This window comes from Leptolyngbya sp. KIOST-1, from assembly GCF_000763385.1.
GTDB lineage: Bacteria > Cyanobacteriota > Cyanobacteriia > Phormidesmidales > Phormidesmidaceae > Nodosilinea.
Window position 1 is genome coordinate 1,068,917 of sequence record NZ_JQFA01000004.1, and the last position, 15,988, is coordinate 1,084,904.

The window sequence follows — 15,988 nt, forward strand, 5'->3', positions numbered from 1 at the left end:
GTTGCTGAATTGAGTCATGAATCTGTAAACTTGACATCTCAGCAACGCCCCCTAAATCCCCCAATTCTGTGGGATTTTGAGATTTCGCCTCCCCCCAAAAATGGGGGGCTGAGGGGGCATATCATGCCTGCATTCAGCAATGCCGCTTAAACTATTTAAGCCTGTCCATTGGCCACCAGCCACAGGTAGGCCAGCACCCCCAGCGCCGCCACGCCCGCCAGCGCTTCGCCCTGCTGGTGGACAAACGTGCGGGCGATCGCCCAGCTGTCCCGCAGCAGCTGCCGCCGGGTCTGGCCCAGTTCTGCCATCAGCGCCTTCACTTCGGCGTTGACCTCGTCCAGGGTAAGCTCGTCGCGGCGGTAGGCGGCTTCGACCGCATCCAGCTTGCGCCAGTAGTCGCGGGTAGCGCCGATCAAATCGGGAAGCATTTGTTAACGTTTGTGACTGTACTGTTGACAGTCTAGCGCTTGCCTGGGTGAGGGGCGTCTGTAGGACGGGGGAGAGGACCCTCAGGCCTTGGACGATTCGATCGCGCGCTCCGCCAGTAGCCCATACCCCTCATCGCCGTGGGCTTTGTAGAACACCAGGGCGGCTTCCACCTGGGCTTCAGAGAGGCCGTATTCTTCGGCAATCTGCGCCGTGGACCACTCCCATTCCGTGGCCGCCATCACCACCGTGCGCACATGGATGCTGGTGCCATGGATCACGGGCACCCAGCTATTTTCGGCGTCGGAGCGAAAGGCGATGTCGGGAAAAGCGGGGTCGGGTTCCATCAGGGCACAGTGGTTCTCTTTTTGCAGCGAGGCCAAAACCGTGTACACCAGTTGCCAGCGGTCCTCAATGGGGAGTTGCAGAGCCTGGTCTTGGAGTTCCTGGAGCATCATAAACGTGAGCATTGCGTGGGGATTGAACACCTCTATTAAACTGCATATGCTGAACGGGGTCCTGGGGAGGGGTATTTGGAACCCGGCGCAGGAGGCGACTGGTTTATGCTGATAGGGGTACCTCTCGCCTCAGCGAGGGGGCCTTCCGTTCTCAGTTCTTCAGCCCTTGCGCTATGTTTGCCACCACCGCTCCACCGCTGCCCGTCAACCGCGATCGCATTCGTCCGGCAGTCCAGGCGCTACAGGATCAGCTGGTGACCTGGCGGCGCAGCCTGCACCAAAAGCCCGAGCTGGGGTTCAAAGAATGGCTGACCGCTGACTTCATCTGCGCCAGGCTGTCGGAGTGGGGCATAGACCACCAGCGCAACATTGCCCAAACCGGCGTGGTGGCGGTAATTGAGGGCACGCGCCCCGGCCCGGTGCTGGGCATTCGCGCCGATATGGATGCCCTGCCCATCCAGGAAGAAAACCCCGTGCCCTACTGCTCGCAGCACGATGGGGTGATGCACGCCTGCGGCCACGACGGCCACGTGGCGATCGCCCTGGGCACCGCCTACTATCTGGCCACCCACCGTGACTTTGCGGGCACCGTCAAGGTGATCTTCCAGCCCGCCGAGGAGGGGCCGGGGGGAGCCAAACCCATGATCGAAGCGGGGGTGCTAAAAAACCCCGATGTGGATGCCATGATTGGCCTCCACCTGTGGAACAACCTGCCCCTGGGCACCGTGGGCGTGCGCACCGGGGCGCTGATGGCGGCGTCAGAATTTTTTACCTGCACCGTGCAGGGTAAGGGCGGCCACGGGGCGCTACCCCACCAGACCGTAGACTCGATTGTGGTCGGGGCGCAGATCGTCAATGCGCTGCAAACCGTCGTAGCTCGCAACATTGACCCCACCAAGGCGGCGGTCGTCACCGTGGGCCAGTTTCACGCCGGTAAGGCCCAGAACGTGATCGCCGACACCGCCACCCTGGGCGGCACCGTGCGCTACTTTGACCCCGCCTACGCCGACTACTTTGCCCCCCGCATGGAGCAAATTATTGCCGGGGTTTGTCAGGCCCACGGGGCCAGCTACAGTTTCGACTACCGGGCGCTGTACCCACCTGTGATCAATGATGCGGGGATGGCGGATCTGGTGCGATCGGTGGCGCTATCGGTGGTGGAAACCCCCGCCGGGGTGGTGCCCGACTGCCACACCATGGGCGGCGAAGACATGGCCTTCTTTTTGCAGGAAGTGCCAGGGTGCTACTTCTTTTTGGGCTCAGCCAACGCCGACAAGGCCCTGGCCTACCCCCACCACCACCCCCGCTTCGACTTCGACGAAACCGCCCTGGGCCTGGGGGTGGAGATGTTTGTGCGTTGCGTGGAGGCGTACTTCGCTTAGGGGTTTTGGGTAGAGGATAGGTTAACTTCTTTGAGCGCAGGGGTGCGCGGCGGCCAGAGTTGCTATGCTTGGCGGTTAGGTAGACGAGGATTTCACCATGGGACAGGGCGGGCGGTGGGTTAGGGTGCTGCTGCTGGGGGCGATCGCGCTGGTGACGAGTCTGCTGCTGACCCAGGCCATCCAGTGGACGAGCGGCTCCGGCCCCCAGGCGGTGGCCCAGGGCAATGCACCGCCGCCCACCCTGGCCCCGGCCCTGCCTATGGTCAGCGGCAGTTTTGAGGATCCCCAGGGGCGGTTTCAGATCGGCATCTTAGAGGGCTACAGCGTCAGCACTGTGGGGGGAAACCCGCTGTTCCAGGCCGCTGACGGCAGCTTGGCCTACACCGTGGCGGTGGCCCCGGTGGCCGGTGCCCCTTCCCCCGAGGCGGCGGTGGTGGCGGCAGCCCAGAGCACCTTTGGCAATGGGGAAGGCTTTGTGGCGGGGGACGTGCAGCCCATTGCAGGCGGCGGCGTGCGGATCAACTGGACGGGCCGCCTGAGCCAGGGGGCCGCCCCACCCCAGCCCATCAGCGGCAAAATCTTTGCCCGCCAGCGCGAAGCCCAGGTGTTTTTGCTGTTGGTGGCGGCTACCAGCCAGGCCGAGGCCCAGGTCTCCGATGCGATCAATGCCCTGGGCAGCACCCTCATCGTGCCCTAGGAGCTGTGATCAATTGACCTCCTGATGCCCTGGAGTTAACCGTTGCAGCTCCTGGCCTGTTCTGTTTCGTTCCAGTCAACCTACGGGAACCTTAACTTTTTAGCTTTGACGCTGCCCTAGGCTAGATTAGCGCTAGACCGTATTCCCCAGAGAGAGGGTTGCCGAGATGGCCCCGCGCCGAACAACCTTTTGGAGTCAGCCCCAGACCTACCTGCTGCTGGGGGGTACCGCCCTGGGCTATGCCCTGTTTATGCTGCTGGCCGGGCCAAGGCCCCTGGCCGTTTTGACGGGGTCTGGCATAGCCGCCGCGATGGTGGGCAGCTGGGCCGTGGGCTTTCGCCCCAGGGAGTCTGAGGTCAGCAGCGGCGATTTGCTCCATAGCCAAACCTTTGCCGCCCAGCTGGGTACCCTGGGACAGCGGGTGCCGTCCAAATCCCAGCCGACCTGGCGACAGGTGCAGGGCTGGGCCACCGAATCCCAGCAGTTTGCGGCCCGCATCTACAGCCGCGACCCCCTGCTGCAGGTGGACCTGCTCGAAGCCCTGCACACCGTGCTCGACCTCTCGGGCCAGGTAGCCGACGGGCTGGTCGTCCTCGACCAGATCGAGACCCCAACCTACAAGCAAATGGCCCAGCAGCGCCTGGATGCCAGCTGCGATCGCCTGGCGGCCACCCACGCCCAGCTCCAGCAGCTGCAGGATCAGATCGCCCTCTCCAGCCTGGACGCCGCGGGCGACAGCACCCTGCCCCAGCGCCTGCAAACCCTGGTAGAAGCCAACAAAATCATCCTCCAAAATCCCCCGGAATAGTCCCCCACCCTCCCATTCCCTACACTCTCCCACCCCTAACCCCCCCCTACCCCTAATCCCCCCACTACCTACGCTCTCCCACCATGCGCCGCCTTCCCCTGCTTCCCTTCCTGATCGGTCTCTGCGCTGTGCTCCTGTGGAACTGCACCCCCGGCGGTCGCGTTCCCTCGGTCAACTCTGTGGAGAGTGCCCGGCAAGTTCTGGAGCAGTCGGTGCTGCCCCGCATCAGCGTCAGGGAGGACATCATTGCCGACGAGTTGGCCAGCCGCTACACCGTCGATCAGATTGAAGAGCCGCTGCCCGATGTCAACACCTTTCCCCTCTACGGGGCCCAGCCCGGCGGCGGCAACACCGCCTACATCGAAATCTACAGCTCCTCCGAAAAGGCCAATGTTGAACGCCAGAACGAGCGCTGGCTGGTGGAAGTGGCCAATGCCTTTAACCAGCGCCAGGAGACCCTGCCCTCCGGGGCAGTAATCCAGGTGGGGGTGCGTCAGGTGGCCTCGGGGACCGCCGCCCGCCTGCTGGGGGCGGGGGCGGTGCAGCCCGCTGGCTATAGCCCCTCCAACGACCTGTGGGTGGCCATGGTGCAGAGCCAGGGCGTGCCTACTGTGCCCGTCGCCGATCGCCTGGTGCCCAATACCGCTGGCTGGGTGCTGCCTAAAGCCGTCTACGATAGCCTGGCCCAAGATAGCGCCGGAAATGGCACCGTCAGCTTTGACCAGCTGCTGAACGCGATCGCCTCGGGCCAGGTCACCGTCGCCTACCCCAACCCCTACAGCAGCTCCACCGCCCTCAACCTGCTCTACACGCTGTACTGGCGGGCGGCGGGGCACCAGCAGACCGGCGGCCAACTCACCGTGGCCGAACTGCAAACCCCCCAGGTCAACTCGGTATTTGACCAGTTTCAGCAGCAGGTGCTGATCACCACCGCCACCACCCTCGACCTGCAAGAGCTGTTTCTGCGCGACCAGAGCAACCTCCAGGCTTTTCCGCTGGAGTACCAGAACTACCTGGCCCTGCGCCAGGTGCCCGGCTTTAGCGATACTGAATTTGTCCCCTTTGGCGTGCCCCACAACAATCCCCTGGTGGGCTTTAGCTGGAATAGCCCCCAGCAGCAGCAGGCCCTGGAGCGCTTCGCCACCTTTGCCCAATCGCCTGAGATGCAGGCCCTGGCCCAGCAGCAGGGGTTTGTGGAAACCGACTACCTGCGCTCGGCTCAGCTTCCCCCCTTCCCCAATGGTGAAACCCTGCTGGCGGCCCAGTCCAACTGGAAGCTGCGCAAGGACGGGGGGCGGACCGTCTATATGGCGCTGGTGATCGACACCAGCGGCTCCATGGAGGGGCCGCGCATCCAGTCGCTCAGGGATGGGCTGCGGGTCGCCGCCAGCCAGATTAACTCCGGCAACTACGTCAGCATTGTCACCTTTGCCGATGTGCCCGTGCGACGGTTGCCCCTGGCCCCCTTTGACCAGCTCCAGCACCAGAAATTTTTGGCCACCGTGGACAGTCTGCGGGCTGATGGGGCCACCGCCATGTACGACGGCACCATGGTGGCCCTGGCGGACCTGCTGGCCCAGAAGGAAAAAGACCCCACCGGGCGCTACTACCTGCTCCTGCTCAGCGACGGGGAGGTCAACCGGGGCTATACCTTCGACGCCATTCGAGACATTCTGGCCTACAGCGACGTGCGCTTTTACCCAATTGCCTACGGTGAGGTGAGCCAGGATGAGTTGCAGGCGATCGCGGCCCTGCGCGAATCCACCGTGCAGCAGGGCACCCCCGACAACGTGCAGACGCTGTTCAAGGATCTGTTCCAGGTTAATCTTTAGGGGTTTGGGGTATTGGGTCTCAGGTTCAAGGCGCTGCCCGCCCCCCGACACCTGAAACCCGACACCCGAAACCCAACACCCACCCCCCAACCCCATTCCCCCTGGTTTTTAAAGCCTTCCTCCCGCCCCCATGCGCAACCCCAACCAACGACTGATACTGACCTTGGGCCTGGGCTGGATCGCCTTTGCCGGGCTGGGATTGGGGCTGCGCCAGCTTCTCGCCAGCCCCAGGGTGACGGTGGTGATCGATCGCAGCTACTGCGCCCCGGCCCAGTGGCAGCAGCGGGTGGGCGATCGCTACGCCGATCTCTACGAGCAGCAGCAGCAGCGGCAGATCACCATTGACCAGGTAATCTACGTCAGCGACCTGGGCCAGGAGGTGGCCGCCACGGTACCCTCCCCCCAGGAGGTGCAAACCCTGAGCACCTACGGCCGCCCCAACCCCGACCAATTGCAGCAGGCGACCCAGGCGAACCCCGACGCCACGGTGCTGAGCTGCGGGAACTAGGGGTATCAGGCTGTCAGGCTAGAGTTAACGGGTGGGTGGGTTCACGGTGTACGGTTCAAGGCCAGCCGTAAACCGTACACCGTGAACCGTACACCGTATCTCCCAGGTCGCGGCCTGATCCTGGCACTGTCTTACACTGGAGACTGCGTCTCTTTCCGGCCTGCTCCCCATGATCGCTACCTCCCCCCGCCCCAGCGAGACCACCGTTCGGCCCGACAGCGACTGGCGGCTGTTTTTGCGCATGTGGCCCTACATTTACCAGCACCGCCGGGCGCTGCTGCCGCCGCTGGTGTTGCTGGTGCCTCTGTCGTTGGCCAATGCCCTCCAGCCGGTGCTGATCGGCCAGGCCATTTCTTTGATTCGCCAGGAGCCGGTGATGTTTTTTCTGGAGGGCCGCACCCTCCAGGGCGGGCTCAATTTGCTGGTGGGGCTGCTGGTGGTTACCGTAGCCATTCGACTGCTGCTGGATGGGTTTCAGAGCTACTTGGTGCAGGCGGTGGGGCAGCGGATTACCGCCGACATTCGCACCGATCTGTTCACCCACGTCACCGCGCTGGCGGTGCGCTTTTTTGACCGCACCCCCGTTGGCAAGCTGATCACCCGCATCACCAGCGATGTCGATGCCCTGGGGGATGTCTTTTCCACCGGGGCGGTGGGCATCATCACCGATGTCTTTTCGATTTTGGTGCTGCTGGTGGTGATGTTTACCATGCAGTGGCAGCTCGCCCTGATGCTGCTGGCGCTGCTGCTGCCCGTCACCTGGTTAATCATTTACTTTCAGCAGCAGTACCGCAAAGCCAACTACAAGGCCCGCGAGCACCTGTCTGAGCTCAACGCCACCCTGCAGGAAAACGTGTCGGGCATCAGCGTGGTGCAGCTGTTTCGCCGCGAGCGCTACAACGCCGAGGGGTTTCGCCACACCAACCAGACCTACATCACCGCCGTCGACAAGACCATCTTCTACGACTCCGCCGTGTCGTCCACGCTGGAGTGGATTTCCCTGGTGGCGATCGGTGGCGTACTGTGGCTCGGCGGCCTGCTGGTCATGCAGGAGGCGCTCACCTTTGGCACCCTGGCCACCTTTATTCTGTTCGCCCAGCGTCTCTTCGACCCCCTGCGCCAGTTTGCCGACAAGTTCACCGCCATCCAGGCAGGGCTGACGGCGGTGGAGCGCATCACCGACCTGTTCAATGTCCCCGTCGAAATTCGCGACCCGGAGCATCGGGGAGGCGGTGAGGAAGGTGGAGAAGGTGAGGTGATGAGGCGTGGGGAAGAAAACGGCCATAGCGGCATGACCGGGGGCGCATACGCAGCGGCTTTAGCGTCGTCCCAGGCTGCGCCACCGCTGGTAGACAGCCAGCCTGAAGCGAACGATTGCTCAGCCCCCTTTCCCACCACCTACCCATCCACTCACCCACCCTCCCACCCTCTCACCCCCTCCCCCGCCTCCGAAATCCGCTTCGACCACGTCACCTTTGGCTACAAGGCCGACGAGTACGTGCTCAAGGACCTCACCTTCACCATTCGCCCCGGCGAGAAGGTGGCGCTGGTAGGACCCACGGGGGCGGGCAAGAGCTCGATCATTCGTCTGCTGTGCCGCCTCTACGACATCGATCGGGGGGCAATTCTGCTGGATGGGGTCGATATTCGCGACCTGCCCCAGGCGGAGCTGCGGCGACGGATGGCGGTGATTTTGCAGGATGGGTTTTTGTTTGCGGGCGATGTCAAAAGCAACATTACCCTGGGGGAAGATTACCCGCGATCGCAGGTGGTCGCCGCCGCCCAAAAAACCAACATCCACACCCTGATCGAGCAGCTGCCCCAGGGCTACGACACCGAACTGCGGGAGCGGGGCACCAACCTCTCTGGCGGGCAGAAACAGCTGTTGGCCTTTGCCCGCGCCGCCATTCGCAATCCCGGTATTCTGGTGCTCGACGAGGCCACCGCCAACCTTGATGTGGGCACCGAGGCGATGATTCAGGAGGCCCTGGAGCGGCTGCTGGAGGGGCGTACGGCAATTATTATTGCCCACCGCCTGTCCACCATTCGCAATGTCGATCGGATTCTGGTGCTCAAGCATGGTGAGTTGGTCGAGCAGGGCAGCCACAACGAACTGTTGGCCCAGGAAGGGCTGTACTCCAGCCTCTATCGCCTGCAGCGGCTGGGGGTTTAAGGGGAAAGGTTAGGAAAAAGGGGACGTTGCCCAGGGGGAACGCCAAAACCCTGTAGGTTAAGGCTTAACGTTTTTATCCTTTGGGTCCAGTCTCCCTGAGTTGGTGCTATGGTACCTGCGGCCTCTTCCCCCGACGCGCAAGCCCATCTCTCTCTGAATGACGGTGACGGCTTTTTGGTTTGCGGGCTGGGCAGCCTGGGGCAGAACTGCGTGGCCACTCTAAAAAGTTTTGGGGTGCCGGTCCACGCTATCAACAGCACCCTGCCCGACCAGTGGGAGGTGCCCCAGCTGCGGGACATGATCGACCATCTGGAGATTGGCGACTGTCGGTCGGCGCAGGTGCTAGAGCAGGCGGGGATTCGCCATTGCCGGGCGGTGCTGCTGGTCACCCAGGACGAGCGAGTCAACCTGGAGGCCGCCCTGACGGCGCGGGTACTCAACCCTAGGGTGCGGCTGGTGATGCGCTCCGACAAACAAAACTTGAACGAGCTGATGGGGCAGCAGCTGCAAAACTTTGTGGCCTTTGAGCCCACCCAGCTGGCGGCTCCGGCCTTTGCCCTGGGAGCCTTTGGGGAAGAGCTGGTGGGTTACTTTACCCTCGACGACCATCGCTTTCAGGTGGTCAAGCAGCGGGTAGAGGCGGGCAATCCCCGCTACGATCGCCGCCAGATTTACGAGCTAGACACCATCCATCGGCGAGTGCTCTGCCACCGCCCCGCCGATGGCAGCGATTGGCCCAGAGCCGCCAGTGCTTCCAGCCTGTTTTACACCTGGTTGCCCGATACCCTTCTGCGATCGCAGGACGAGGTGGTCGTGATTGAGAGCGATACCCGGCTGCGCTCACCCCGCCTTGAGCCGCCCCCGCCAGAGCGGCACGGACCATTGACCCGCACCGTGCAGGTCTGGCGTCGGCTGCGCGATTGGCCCACCCTGAAACAGGAGGTACTCGGCCTCTGGCGGACCGGGGCCGAGCAGCAGTTGCGTCGGGTCGCCATTATTTGCGGCATTACGGTGGTTGTCCTTTGCCTGGTAGGCACTTTGCTCTTCGACCTCAACTCCCCCGCCGACATCGGTATTTTTGACGCCTTTTTGTACACCTTTATCACCCTGTTTGGCGGCTACGGAGATGTCTTTGAGGCGCTAGAGACGTTCCACAACCCGCGTCTGCTCCAGCTGTTTGGTGTGCTACTGACGGTGGCGGGGGCGGCTTTTGTGGGGGTGCTCTACGCCCTGCTCACCGAGAAATTGCTCACCCTGCGGTTTGAGTTTATGGAGCGCCGGCCCCCGGTGCCAGAAAAAGACCACGTGGTGGTGATCTGGCTGGGACGGGTTGGCCGGCGGGTGCTGCTGCTGCTGCAAGACCTCAACCAGCCGGTGGTGGGCATTTCGCCCCAGGCCCTCGACGCCGATGTGCTGCCCAAAGTGCCGCTACTGACCGGGGATGTGGGGGCCGCCCTAGAGAAAGCCCACCTGGCCACCGCTAAAAGCGTGGTAGCAGTCAGCGACGACGAGATTCAAAACCTGGAGGTGGGGCTGCTGGCCCACCGGGTCAACCCCCACTGCCGCCCCATCATTCGCACCTACGACCAGCAGTTTACCGATCGCGTTGCCCAGATTTTTCCCTTTGCCCAGGTGCTGTGCGCCTCGGCCATCTCCGCTGAGGCCTTCGCCGGAGCCGCCTTTGGCGAGCAGGTGATTGGGCTGTTCCGGCTCTACGGCCAGACGGTGCTGGTCACCCAGTACGAGATCGAAGCGGAGGATAGCCTGGAGGGGCTGCTGCTGGCTGAGGTGGCCTACGGCTATGGGGTCGTGCCCCTGTGGCACCAGCGATCGCCCCAGGCCGGAAAAGTGATGCCCTCCGACGATACCCTGCTCCAGGGGGGCGATCGCCTGGTGGTGCTGGCCTCCATCGGCGGGTTGCGCCGCATCGAGCAGTGCCAGCGGGCCCCCCGCACCTGGCGATTGCATATAGATCGAGCCCTCACCGCCGATGCCCTGTTTGAGGGGGCCGCCGAGATTGCCCGGATTACGGGCTGCTCCCTGGGTAACGCCCGGGAGTTTATGGCCAAACTGCCGGGTACCCTGCCAATTCCCCTCTACCAGCATCAGGCTCTGCGGCTGGCGCGGCTGCTCACCCGGGCTCAGGTCAAAGCCCAGGTGATTGCTCCCCAGAGCCTCTGACAGTCCGAGGGGTCGTCCGCAGCTACCCTGCCGAGGTCTCCACATTCCTGCCCATTCCCTGGCACAGGGCAATGGCGTATTGCCATCGCTAACGTTGAGAGATTCGAAATTTTGATGCCGGGGTCGAAACCTTTGCGATAGAGTTTGCCAAGGGAATATCTCAACTCACTCAGGACTCAGACTATGGCTAAGCGGCGCGGGTGGCAGGGGCCAGAGCACGGCGTCAGGGAGCAGTCGCCCAGGCTCCGTTCCCCAGGAAAACCGGCCCTGGCCAAGATCTTCCTCTGGGCCGCTGGCCTTGGCGGGCTGGTGCCCCTGGCTCTGCCGGTGCTGGCCCTGACCGAATCGGTTGGCCCCCAGGGCATCGATGCCCGCCGCCTGCACGCTCCGCCCTACAGCCTCACCGGCGAAAAAATCGCCATTGGCCAGGTTGAAATTGGTCGCCCCAGCCGCTTTGGCATCGACAAAGTGGCAACCGAAACCCTGCCCGTTGCGGTGCGGCGGGTGCTGCTGCTCGACCAGGTGGCCCGCCCTAACGAATATGTCGATGGCCATGCGGCCAATGTCGCCAGCGTCATGATCAGTCAGGACAAACAGCGCACTGGGGTCGCCCCCGAGGCGCTGCTGTACTCGGGGGCGGTTGGCCCCCTGGGCAATACCACCGCCCAGCCCGAAGAGTGCCTGGCTGCCCAGGCGGTGGCCCTGCAGAATGGCGGCGACGTGCGCGCTATCAACTTCAGCTTTGGCGAACCCCTCACCCGCGACCCCCGCAGTAACCCTGTGCTCGACGGCAATGCCCTGCTGACCCAGTGCATTGACTGGTCGGCGCGGGTGCACCAGACCCTGTACGTAATTGCGGGCAACCAGGGGCGGGGCGGCATTCCCATTCCCACCGACAATTTCAACGGCATCAACGTGGCTTACTCGCGCCAGGTCGGCGGCGAATTCAACCGGCTGGACGCCTCCAACCTGGGCAGCGAACCCACCGCGCCGGGGCGGCGGGGGGGGGCCATCGAAACCAACGAGGGGCCTCGCCGATCGATCAGCCTGGTGGCCCCCGGCAGCGCCATCGAGCTGATTGACCCCGACGGGCGCGTCCGCACCTCCAGCGGCAGCAGCTTTGCCTCGCCCCACGTGGTGGGCACCATTGCCCTGATGCAGCAGCTGGTCGATCGCCAGTTTCGGGCCGGAGTCCCCAATTGGCCGCTGGCGGGCCGTCACCCCATGGTGATGAAGGCGGTGCTGCTCAACTCCGCCGACAAAATCAAAGACAGCGGTGACGGTCTGCACCTGGGCATGACCCGCACCCTGCTCGACGACAGCGGCAATTCGTGGCTGGCCTCTGACGCCTACCGCGACCCCAAAATTCCCCTGCACAAAGACCTGGGCACGGGGCACCTGAATGCCTATCGCGCCTACCAGCAGCTTCTGCCCGGTGCCTTTGGGCCTGGGCAGCCGGTGCCCCCCATCGGCTGGAACATCACCGAACTGACCTCCCCCGCTGGCTCGACCACCGGGCATGACTACGAGTTTGCCACGCCCCTACAGGGGGGAAGTTTTCTGTCGGCGACCCTGGCCTGGGAGCGGGTGGTCGAGCTGGCCGATGCCAACCGCAACGATCTCTACGATCGCGGCGAAAGCTTCCGCGATCGCGGCCTGAACAATCTCAACCTCTACCTGCTGCCCGCCGACAGCGACGACCTGTCTGAGAGCCTGTGGTCCTCGGTGAGCGAAGTGGACAGCGTCGAACATATTTTTTATCAAATTCCGGAAACGGGGCGCTACAAACTGAGAGTTATCTATCAGCAGCAGGTGCACGGCGAGCCGACTCAGCCCTACGCCCTGGCCTGGTGGACGGTGCCTGCGCCCTAGGCAGGGCAACACCCGTTGCAGCCTTGCCCTCATCACGCCTGCCGCTATGGTTCTTTGGAGGAATAGTCAGTGGTAGATTACGCCCTTGCCCTCAGATGCTGCCGCCTGTGCCAGGAAGTCTATCGCGATTTCACCAGCCTGCGGTTTTCGGCCTATCCCGATATCGACCCTGTGTTTGTGGAGAGCCAGGACAATGGCTTTACCGATACCCAGGTGGCGATTCTGAACCAGCTCAACAGCGATCGCCTCTATATTGTCTTTCGCGGCTCCGACAAATCCGTCGACTGGATCAACAACTTCCAGTTTCGCCAGCAGATCTATCCCTACAGCGACGGCAACACCGAGGTGAAGTTTCACCAGGGATTTATGATGGCCTACTTTGCCGTCCGCAAACAGCTGCTGGAGGCGATGGACAATTTTTCGGGGCAGCAGGTGATCGTCACCGGCCACAGCCTGGGCGGTGCCCTGGCCACCGTCGCCGCCCTAGATCTTCAGTACAACCTGGGCAAAAAGCGCGACCTCCGCTTTGAGGTCTACACCTTTGGTGCGCCCCGGGTCGGCAACCGGGCTATGACAGAGTCCTACAACAAGCGCCTCCCCAACAGCTACCGCTTTATCTACGGCTGGGACATTGTCACCCGCGTTCCCCGCACCTGGCAGGGGTTTGCCCACGTGGAGGAAGCGATTCAGCTGGGCTCGCGCTGGACCTGGCAGGTGCTGAGCCGTCGCTTCAGCGACCACTCCATCCAGGGCTATGTTGCCGGGCTCGAAGCCGAAGTCGAGAACGCCGCGTGAGTCCCGCCTTGAGCTTCTCCCTCAGCTCGGCTCCCGCCCGCCGGGTTTTGACCGCCCTGCACTGGCTGCTGGCCACCTTTCCCCTGCTGCTGCTGGTCAGCCTGTGGGGAATGACGGCCCGGGCCGCCCAGCTGCTGGGCACGTTTCCCCGGCCCTTTGTCAACGACCCCTACCAGTTTGGTGCAGACGACCGCCCCTACCGAGCCTGGGCTTGGCTGGTGGCCGAGACGTTTAACCTGACGGCCCTCAGCTGGCTGCCCTGGCTGGGGCTGGTGGGGCTGACCCTGTGGTGTCAGCGGCGCTACTGGTCAAAGCGGGGCGGCGGGTGGTCTGCCCTGCCCTGGCTGGTGCCGGTCGGGCTCTACGTCCTCGCCCACCTGGCCCTGATTTTTGACCCCACCGGCCGGGTGAGCTGGTACCTCGACTAGAGATCCCCCAGCAAACCCGGTTCCTCGGCTGGCAGGCCAGCGATGGCCTCAGGGCAACGGCCAAGGAACCGGGTCTGGAGTGATTAGAGGCTGTCGGTCGTCCCCGTCTCGGCCAGGGGAGGGGGTGCGGTGACGTTGCTGAAGCCCATCTGGGTAGCCGCTTCGCGCAGCAGCGAGATCTGTGACTGAAACTCCAGGCCCTTAATGGCGGAGAGAATGTCATTGACCGGACCCTCGGCCTGGTAGTCGCTGGGCATGCCGACAATCTGGTTGCCCATGGCTTTGGCCCAGCCGTACCACACCAGCAGCTGGTTGTTGGCGCTGAGGCCGCCGTAGCGCTCGGAGATTTCGCTGTGATCCTTACGCACCACTTTGCGCATGGCCTCCAGCTGCTCCTCCTCGGAGAGATCAAACAGCGCTTCGATCAGAGGCTCGGCCAGCTCAGGGTCGGCAGACTCCGGTGCTGCCGGGGTAATGGAACCACCCATCGCCTCATAGATGTAGTAGAGCAGGGCCAGCTTGTCGTCTACGGACAGCGCATCGTAGCGCTGAAACAGGTCGTTGGTGGATTTCTCAGTAATTTGAGTTGTTCGTGCTTCAGAAGCCATACAGCTATCCAATATCAACGCTTCACTCTAAACCGGCGATCGCTGCCGCCACATCTTTACAGAGAGGGAACCAGGACGATCCGATGGGTAGAGGATCTAGGGCATCCGCGATGCCGCTGGGGAGTGCGCCTAACTCCTGAGCACCGACCTGGGGTTGGCCAGCGACGCCTCCCCAGGAGGGTCTAATCCCCGGCTTGGAGCAGGAGTATTACGGAGTTTAAACCATCCCAAGGGCTGCTGTATTAAGGGCTCAGGGGGCGATCGTCCGTTTATACCCCGGTAACCCGATAGGCTTTTTGGTGTTTTGTGGATTTCTGTGATAAGCTCCTTAGCTATGTCCGCAGAAAGTGTTCATTGCGGACTAAATCGGACAGTCCCAGAAAATTCTGTCCCTTAAAGACCAGGGGCCACGGCCTAATCCCCCGCCTTTATTAGCCACCCCAGTCTCTCCCTTTTCTCAATGTTGATGGAGTTCGAACCATGTTTGTAGACCGTTTGAATCGCTGGAAAGTCAGGCTGGCGGCTTTTCTGGTTGCCCTGGTGGCCGTGACCAGTCTGCCCCTGCTGAATGCCCCCGTGTTGGCCGACAGCCCCAGCACCACAATTGACTTTGTTAGCCCCCAGTGGCTGGCCGACCACGCTGACGATACCGACCTGCGCATTCTCGACGTGCGCATGAACCCCCTGGACTACATCAACAGCCACATTCCCGGCGCGGTCAACATTGCCGACAACACCTTCCGTGGCCCCAACGGTCGTCTGCCGGTGCAGTACTGGGAGCAGCAGAAGATTGAGGCCCTGTTTCGCGAGGCCGGTGTCAACAACGACAGCCACGTGGTGATTTACTCCGATGGCAACAGCATTCTGGGCAGCACCATGGTGGCCTACCTGCTGGAGCGCGGCGGCTTGGACCGGGTATCGGTACTCGACGGTGGCTTCAAGGGCTACCGCGAAGCCAGCCTGCCCGTGACCAAGGCCTTTCCTCAGTACGAGCGGGGCAACTTTACCCTGGCCGACAACGAGGCCATTCGCGTCACCCTCGACCAGGTGCGCGAGTTCCTCAGCGGCGATGCCGACGTGGTCTTTATCGACCCCCGACCGGCGGCCCTGTTTGCCGGTGAAGAGGAAATCTTCATTCGCAACGGCCACATCCCTGGGGCCAACAACATTCCCTGGCCCACCTTTACCGCTGGCGAAGACAACTTCCACCAGCTCAAGGCCCTGGACGACATTCGGGCGCTGCTGGCGGCCCGCGACATCACCCCCGACGATGACATTGTGGTCACCTGCAGCACGGGGCGTGAGGCCACCCTCCAGTACGTGGTGCTGAAGCACCTGCTGGGCTACCCCAACGTACGGGTCTACGAAGGCTCCTGGACAGAATACTCTGCCCAGCCCGACCTGCCCGTGGCCACCGGACGGGATCCCCGCGCCTAGGATAGGTTGGCTAGCCCGGTCGCTGGACTGGGCTAGCGGCGCCTCGGCCCCAGGCAAAGGCTTGGGGCCTGAAAATACCGTACTTTGATGCTATACCCTTTCAACACAGTTTATTTCTTGGAGAAGTGCGATCTATGCTGCTGCGTCTGCTGCTCATTGCCAGTGCCCTCACCACCGTCAGCCTGGTGAATACGGCCTTTGTGTCCACTGCCCACCGTCCCACCCAATCTGACACCCTTGACCCGGTGGCCGCCTGTGCGCCGACCCCCGAACCCGAGGACGACAAAGATCCAGAACCGCCGCGCCGTCCCCGCCGCACAAGCCGCGTCTTTGAGAGTTAGCGCCAGGTTTTTGGATTCGGTTCTGTCGCCGCTGCTTCGTAA

Annotated in this window: 15 protein-coding genes; 12 read left to right on the plus strand and 3 right to left on the minus strand. The window is 62.9% G+C overall.

The window, feature by feature from the left end:
• Nucleotides 1-155 precede the first annotated feature (155 nt).
• Together NF78_RS21715 and NF78_RS21720 are read right to left on the minus strand one after the other, a co-directional pair.
• Nucleotides 156-428, minus strand: a complete 273-nt coding sequence (locus NF78_RS21715) for a hypothetical protein (protein ID WP_035991593.1) — start codon at nt 426-428, stop codon at nt 156-158.
• Between the two features lie 81 nt (nt 429-509).
• Complete coding sequence (locus NF78_RS21720) at nt 510-896, minus strand: DUF433 domain-containing protein (RefSeq protein ID WP_052050830.1); 387 nt, start codon at nt 894-896, stop codon at nt 510-512.
• Nucleotides 897-1,057: 161 nt separating this feature from the next.
• On the opposite strand from NF78_RS21720, the gene NF78_RS21725 reads away from it, so the two are divergent.
• From NF78_RS21725 to NF78_RS21770, 10 genes are all read left to right on the plus strand, one after another.
• Nucleotides 1,058-2,266 carry a M20 metallopeptidase family protein gene (locus NF78_RS21725; protein WP_035991595.1) on the plus strand — a complete coding sequence of 403 codons (1,209 nt, stop codon included), beginning with the start codon at nt 1,058-1,060 and terminating at the stop codon, nt 2,264-2,266.
• 97 nt (nt 2,267-2,363) lie between these two features.
• Nucleotides 2,364-2,963, plus strand: coding sequence for a hypothetical protein (locus tag NF78_RS21730; protein WP_052050831.1), 600 nt, complete (start codon nt 2,364-2,366; stop codon nt 2,961-2,963).
• A 166-nt stretch (nt 2,964-3,129) separates the two neighbouring features.
• A complete protein-coding gene (locus NF78_RS21735; protein ID WP_035991597.1) occupies nt 3,130-3,771 on the plus strand; it encodes a hypothetical protein in 642 nt (213 codons plus the stop codon).
• A gap of 83 nt (nt 3,772-3,854) precedes the next feature.
• Nucleotides 3,855-5,603 (plus strand): VWA domain-containing protein, encoded by a 1,749-nt coding sequence (locus tag NF78_RS21740; RefSeq protein ID WP_035991599.1) that lies wholly within the window; start codon nt 3,855-3,857, stop codon nt 5,601-5,603.
• A gap of 130 nt (nt 5,604-5,733) precedes the next feature.
• A complete protein-coding gene (locus NF78_RS21745) occupies nt 5,734-6,111 on the plus strand; it encodes a hypothetical protein (RefSeq protein WP_035991601.1) in 378 nt (125 codons plus the stop codon).
• A 169-nt stretch (nt 6,112-6,280) separates the two neighbouring features.
• Nucleotides 6,281-8,284: an ABC transporter ATP-binding protein gene (locus NF78_RS21750; RefSeq protein WP_035991603.1), complete on the plus strand. Its 2,004-nt coding sequence runs from the start codon at nt 6,281-6,283 to the stop codon at nt 8,282-8,284.
• 108 nt (nt 8,285-8,392) lie between these two features.
• Nucleotides 8,393-10,465 (plus strand): potassium channel family protein, encoded by a 2,073-nt coding sequence (locus tag NF78_RS21755; protein WP_035991606.1) that lies wholly within the window; start codon nt 8,393-8,395, stop codon nt 10,463-10,465.
• A 183-nt stretch (nt 10,466-10,648) separates the two neighbouring features.
• On the plus strand, nt 10,649-12,337 hold the full coding sequence (locus tag NF78_RS21760) for a S8 family serine peptidase (protein WP_081972830.1): 1,689 nt from the start codon (nt 10,649-10,651) through the stop codon (nt 12,335-12,337).
• 69 nt (nt 12,338-12,406) lie between these two features.
• Nucleotides 12,407-13,132 carry a lipase family protein gene (locus tag NF78_RS21765; protein ID WP_035991608.1) on the plus strand — a complete coding sequence of 242 codons (726 nt, stop codon included), beginning with the start codon at nt 12,407-12,409 and terminating at the stop codon, nt 13,130-13,132.
• On the plus strand, nt 13,129-13,560 hold the full coding sequence (locus tag NF78_RS21770) for a hypothetical protein (RefSeq protein WP_035991611.1): 432 nt from the start codon (nt 13,129-13,131) through the stop codon (nt 13,558-13,560). The genes NF78_RS21765 and NF78_RS21770 overlap by 4 nt, the downstream gene beginning before the upstream one ends.
• 83 nt (nt 13,561-13,643) lie before the next feature.
• Here NF78_RS21770 and NF78_RS21775 read toward each other — a convergent pair whose 3' ends face one another.
• Nucleotides 13,644-14,168 (minus strand): orange carotenoid protein N-terminal domain-containing protein, encoded by a 525-nt coding sequence (locus NF78_RS21775; RefSeq protein ID WP_052050832.1) that lies wholly within the window; start codon nt 14,166-14,168, stop codon nt 13,644-13,646.
• Nucleotides 14,169-14,648: 480 nt separating this feature from the next.
• On the opposite strand from NF78_RS21775, the gene NF78_RS21780 reads away from it, so the two are divergent.
• Nucleotides 14,649-15,605, plus strand: a complete 957-nt coding sequence (locus NF78_RS21780; protein WP_035991614.1) for a sulfurtransferase — start codon at nt 14,649-14,651, stop codon at nt 15,603-15,605.
• A gap of 134 nt (nt 15,606-15,739) precedes the next feature.
• The gene (locus NF78_RS21785; RefSeq protein WP_035991615.1) at nt 15,740-15,946 is read left to right on the plus strand and encodes a hypothetical protein; all 207 of its coding nucleotides are present in this window, start codon (nt 15,740-15,742) and stop codon (nt 15,944-15,946) included.
• The last annotated feature ends 42 nt before the right edge of the window (nt 15,947-15,988 follow it).